At 42.5% G+C, this 5,117-nt stretch carries 8 protein-coding genes; 1 reads left to right on the top strand and 7 read right to left on the bottom strand.

Annotation, left to right across the window (positions count from 1 at the left end):
• On the top strand, window positions 1–315 hold a 315-nt coding region (locus LX24_RS14605; protein ID WP_166512861.1), incomplete at its 5' end, for an integrase core domain-containing protein.
• Window positions 316–339: 24 nt separating this feature from the next.
• On the opposite strand, the gene LX24_RS14600 is transcribed toward LX24_RS14605, so the two are convergent.
• The 7 genes from LX24_RS14600 to LX24_RS14570 all read right to left on the bottom strand — a co-directional run.
• On the bottom strand, window positions 340–555 hold the full coding sequence (locus LX24_RS14600; RefSeq protein ID WP_341473586.1) for an NAD-dependent epimerase/dehydratase family protein: 216 nt from the start codon (window positions 553–555) through the stop codon (window positions 340–342).
• Between the two features lie 174 nt (window positions 556–729).
• The gene (locus LX24_RS14595) at window positions 730–1,113 is read right to left on the bottom strand and encodes a retropepsin-like aspartic protease (RefSeq protein WP_166512860.1); all 384 of its coding nucleotides are present in this window, start codon (window positions 1,111–1,113) and stop codon (window positions 730–732) included.
• Window positions 1,113–1,268 (bottom strand): hypothetical protein, encoded by a 156-nt coding sequence (locus LX24_RS15260; protein ID WP_341473585.1) that lies wholly within the window; start codon window positions 1,266–1,268, stop codon window positions 1,113–1,115. Before LX24_RS15260 ends, LX24_RS14595 begins: the two co-directional genes overlap by 1 nt.
• A gap of 458 nt (window positions 1,269–1,726) precedes the next feature.
• Window positions 1,727–2,188: a VanZ family protein gene (locus LX24_RS14585; RefSeq protein WP_166512858.1), complete on the bottom strand. Its 462-nt coding sequence runs from the start codon at window positions 2,186–2,188 to the stop codon at window positions 1,727–1,729.
• A gap of 288 nt (window positions 2,189–2,476) precedes the next feature.
• A complete protein-coding gene (locus LX24_RS14580; protein WP_166512857.1) occupies window positions 2,477–3,682 on the bottom strand; it encodes a DegT/DnrJ/EryC1/StrS family aminotransferase in 1,206 nt (401 codons plus the stop codon).
• Window positions 3,683–3,840: 158 nt separating this feature from the next.
• Window positions 3,841–4,056, bottom strand: a complete 216-nt coding sequence (locus LX24_RS14575) for a hypothetical protein (RefSeq protein WP_166512856.1) — start codon at window positions 4,054–4,056, stop codon at window positions 3,841–3,843.
• 40 nt (window positions 4,057–4,096) lie between these two features.
• Window positions 4,097–5,117, bottom strand: a 1,021-nt coding sequence (locus LX24_RS14570; protein ID WP_207706633.1) for a hypothetical protein, incomplete at its 5' end; no start/stop codon positions are given.

The raw sequence follows: 5,117 nt of genomic DNA, 5'->3' as shown, positions 1-5,117 counted from the left end.
CCAACTATTAGAACTGATAACGGCCCACAGTTTATAAGTCATATTTTTGAAAATATTTGTTTGGAATACGGTACGGAACATGAACGCATTCCACCTAAGACACCGAATAAAAACGCGCATATTGAATCATTTCATGCTATTTTGGAGAGGGATTGCTTGAGCAGATACGAGTTTACCAGTTACCAAGATGCCTACCGGATTGTTAGCGAGTATATTCAGTTTTATAACCAGCGCCGCATGCATGGTAGTTTATATGACTTGTCGCCACTGGAATTTATCAACGAACTAGCAGCAGGCAGAGTGAAACCATTCTAAAAATTATATTTTTTATTCCAGTTTTCAATTTAGACATAACCTGGTGACCTTTCGTATTTTCCAACGTTTCCGACTCTGTTTCCCGTATCCATTAATAGTAGGCCGCTCATTATTCAGAAGCTGCTTGATGAATTTTGGCATTACTGCTGCGTAGGCTCCATCCGGGTCTTGCCTTCTGCCAAAAATATTAAAATACCTTAAACCATAAGTGTCTATAACGTAAGTGGGGACAGACCCCACATGGGAGGATCTGGAAAGATGATTAAGCTTTTCGGATCCGACCCGGGCATTGGCAAATTACGGAAGACCGATTAGGCCTTTCGGAATTTGCTTTTAACAATTCGATTTCTCCTTGTCTCCCTGGTTCTAGATGGAGATATGGGAAGGGCGGTTAAGCCTTTCGGATTTTCTCCGTTATAATCCCTCATATAAAAGTAAGTTTTTCAGATCGATGACTGCACCGACCTCCATCAGCATATCCATTCCCAGAAGGCCGTTTATCTCACCGTCTAAGTCCACCGGTCCCAGGTCAATAGTTCGATCGCCAAGCTTGAAGGGACCAAAAGATATCCCGTTAACCAGCTTGGCAACGGCGTACTGCTTGCCACCAATTCCATAGCAGGTTACGATTCTATCATCTGGCTCAACCGTAATTCCAAGTTCTTCAACAGCATCAGGGGATACAATGGATTGCGCCGCCCCGGTATCAAGAATGATATTTTCGATTTTCTTTATCTTACCTTTGTATGTGATAGAAAGTGAAGTAAATATAAGACCATCTCGGAAATCAAGCCGCACTAAATAGCCCCCCTAAGTCCAGGCCTTGTACGCACTTCGAGGATAATCTTTTCGTTACTGGTATGGTAAACCAGAGTATTACCTCTGCATTTCATCAACTCGCTAGTGGCTTCCGACGGGTCGGTTATGCTGCGTACGATCGCCACATCGTCCACGTACTCACGGTTACCCTCCCTGCGCAAACCCAATATCCTTAGCTTAACGAACTGATTTGGGTAAAGCCTCCGTACTTCTTCCCATTTCATGCAGTATCACTCACTTTCATGATTCTCAAACTCATTCTACCATAGAGCTAATTTCACGGGTACACCAATTTAAGAGTGTTATGCAAAATAAAGGTTGTATGTTTTAAATATGCCGGTCATGGGATGGCGTAGTTGGTGAGATATATGTACAATCAACGAACTTCCCCGCCTAGCTTACACCGGCAGGGTATACCCTTTTTACCTTAATGCGTTAATCTATCACCGCAGCGAGGGACTATCCACTTTAGGAAAATTTCGGAAGGCCGATTAGGCCTTTCGGAATTTTCCTAAAGCAATTTACCATATTAACATATTAAAGCATGGGGTTCTAAAAAAACCCTAAGCCGAAATTACAGCTCAACGGATATTTATTCTTTATCTCTAATTTTACTTCTCATAACCAACTTACCAACTGCCCAAAACACTCCAATACCAACACTGACTCCGGCACTATCAATAATAACATCCTTAACCTGACCACCTCGGCCGGAGACAAATAACTGATGTACTTCATCCGATACAGCATAAAGAACACAAAACCCTAGAGTTAAAGCAAAGCTCCGGTAACCGTTTACCCCACTTCTCCTTAAAGCATTTAACAACAATATTCCCAACACCAGATAAGCAAAGAAATGGGCATTCTTCCTCAATACATTATTAAAACTTTTTATATCAAACTCCGCCATGGGAGCAACTTTTTCCACCGTTTTTACAATAACCTCTGTTATTCCTGTACTCAGTTCATTGGACTGCTCTGCCACCTGGGAAGACAGATTAAAAATAAGCACCATCCAAAGAATCACAGTTATCCAGGAAAGAAATTTATACATTTATATGGTTCCTTATATTCATAATTAGTAACATAAAACTCAACCGACTCCTGCCTTTCACCTGCAACAGAAGGCACTGGCCGGTTATCTTATATAGGAAGTGCTATACACTTACAAAAATTTCACCGGGCTTGCGCCCGGGTGAGGGGGTCCGTGTATCCCATCAATAAATTGAGGGGGATTACAGCCCCTTCTCGTAGTTTTGCAGTTACATATTGGGTACGTAATGTCTAAAGTTTGAGCCCGCTTTATCTGGTTATTCAGATAAAGCAGTTACTTTAAACAACTTTAAGCCTGACCCCTGAGCACCTTTTCAACCGCCTGGCAGGTATCGTACATATCCTCCTCTGAAAGGGTGGGGTGAACCAGAAACATCAAGGATGTTTCCCCCAGTTCTTTGGCCACGGGTAGACGTTCAGCGGGACGTAGTCCTTCTTTATCGAAGGCCTTCTCCAGGTATATTTCACTGCAACTGCCACTGAAACAAGGAATTCCCTCGGCGTTTATAGCCGCCATGATGCGGTCCCTGTCCCAACCGCCCTTCAATTTTTCGGGCCGGACAAAGGTGTAATATTTATAATAAGCATGTCCAACATCCCCGGGGGGTACAGTAACCCGAAGGGCCGGCAGGCGGGAAAAACACCTGGTAAGAATTGAGGCATTTCTGCGTCGTGTTTCCACCCATTCGGGAAGTTTCTTTAATATAACCCGGCCAATGGCCGATTGCATTTCGGTCAACCGCCAGTTGGTGCCGAAGGATTCATGCACCCAGCGAAACCCCGGGGGGTGCTGGCGGTTATAGACGGCATCGTAACTTTTACCATGGTCTTTAAAGCTCCAGGCCTTCTCCCATATCTCCCTATTATTGGTGGCCAGCATGCCGCCCTCGCCACCGGTGGTCATAATCTTGTCCTGGCAAAAGGAGAAGGCAGCGACGTCACCCAGGGACCCCACCGGTCGCCCTTTATAGGTAGCTCCATGAGACTGGGCGCAATCTTCGATGACGTACAAACCCTTTGCCCGGGCCAAATCCAAAATGGAGTCCATGTCACAGGGCCATCCCGCCAGATGCACGGCAATAATAGCCCTGGTCCTGGGGGTAATACACCTTGCAATGGTTTCAGCGGTTATATTCTGGCTTACAGGGTCTACATCGGCCATCACCGGAGTGGCCCCTCGCATTACGGCACAACTGGCCGAGGCAATGAAGGTGCGGCTGGTTACAATAACCTCATCGCCGGGGCCTACGCCCAGGGCATAAAGGGCCAGCTCCAGGGCCACGGTTCCGTTAGCCACGGCCACGGCATACCGGCAGCCGGTAAAGGAGGCAAACTCTCTTTCAAACTCCCGCCCCTCTTCCCCAGTCCAGTAGTTCACTTTGCCGGATTTTAGAACATCACCGGCTGCTGCAATCTCGTCTGCGGCAAAATAGGGCCAAGGGGCAAAGGGTACTGTACGCACGGGCGTTCCCCCGTCAATGGCAAGTTTAGTCAATATGTAATCACTCCACAAATTTTTGCTTAAAAATTATCATTGAATCACATAGATTGTGAATTTTTCTGGAGATATTAACCAAGGTCAAATAACAACTTATCCGAATAATACAGTTAGTTTAATAAACTTTAAGCCTGACCCCTAAACTTACCACCATATTAATAATCTCCGAAAGCAACTGAGAAAAACGGACCGTGCTCAATAACTAACCCGTCGTCTCGAAGACGGCGTAAAGATTCCTTAATTAACTTTTCATTATTTTCCAATCCTTTTTCTTTCAGGTCTGATGATATCTCTCTTAAAGTAAATGGCCCTTTTTTTGATAAAACTAAATTAGTAAATTTATACGTCGGGTTATCCGTTACTAATGGCATTCTTCAATCTCTCCTTTTCTTTTAGTATCATAATATTTTCTTATTTTGTAAACTCTTCAATTAATGAAACAAGTCTTATGGCAACTTGCTTTCCAATGTCTGCAAGAAAACCAGCCTCATTAATTTGTGTCTTTTCAGGAATGTAAACAAAAAACGGCGGAAAAGCCATTTGATTTTGGCGAAGAACCGTGTGAATCTTGGATACCTTAGTTAGTAAAATAGGTTTTCCGTTTTTATGTAGATAAGGTAGTTTCTCCAATCCTGTCTTTAATTTTTTACTTACAACTATGCAATTTTCTATATTGTACTTATCCTTTAAATCATTTAAAGCTGCTATTACGTTCTGATCAAAAAGTGGTTGCTCTTTTTCGAGCGCATCTAGCAGTTCCTTTATGCCGTGCAGAAAGAAACCGTTAAATGACATTTCAGTATGGTCTTTATCATAAAACTTTTTTTGTTTATCCAAACGATGAAAAATGTGATTCCAATTATCACCCAAAATCTCGCGCAACTTCTCCAGTCCATCTAACCGAAAACTATTTGCCGCACTTCTATCTATTACCCCGAAATCATCCATCCTTTTAACGATTGAACGATAATTTTTCCTGTTTGACAACAATTCTTCCAAACAAGAGGAAATAAAATCACTATCTGTTTCCTGGTATGCTTCAAAATATTTATGACGAAGAAGGGAAATTAACCATGAATCATCCCACTGAATTAGTGCATTAAAATATTTCGTGTTAGAATATACCTGTTTTACAGCTTTCCAAAGACCAGATATATCTAATGGCAACACTCCGCCATTGTACTCATTCTCTTTCTCGGGATTTCCCAAATAACTCCTTGCCAAGCCGACTATTGCCTTTTCAAGAAGATAATCCGTTTTTATGACACGGTGATGATATATAACATACTTATAAAGTAGCCATCTACGATTAAAAAAGTCCTCAACAGTACTTAAGGTTCTAATATCTGGGCAAAAAAGAAAATGACCATTCATTATAATAAGCCTCATGGATCTAATCAATCTGTCATATTCAATACGTCCATAATTAAAT

This window comes from Desulfallas thermosapovorans DSM 6562 (assembly GCF_008124625.1).
GTDB classification, from domain to species: domain Bacteria; phylum Bacillota; class Desulfotomaculia; order Desulfotomaculales; family Desulfallaceae; genus Sporotomaculum; species Sporotomaculum thermosapovorans.
Note: the sequence above shows the minus strand (reverse complement) of the source record. Positions and strands in the feature narration are given on the sequence as shown.

Bases quoted from the DNA above. Each gene is read 5' to 3' on its own strand.
- LX24_RS14585 (WP_166512858.1), bottom strand. From the start codon at position 2,188: ATGTATAAATTTCTTTCCTGGATAACTGTGATTCTTTGGATGGTGCTT.
- LX24_RS14575 (WP_166512856.1), bottom strand. From the start codon at position 4,056: ATGCCATTAGTAACGGATAACCCGACGTATAAATTTACTAATTTAGTT.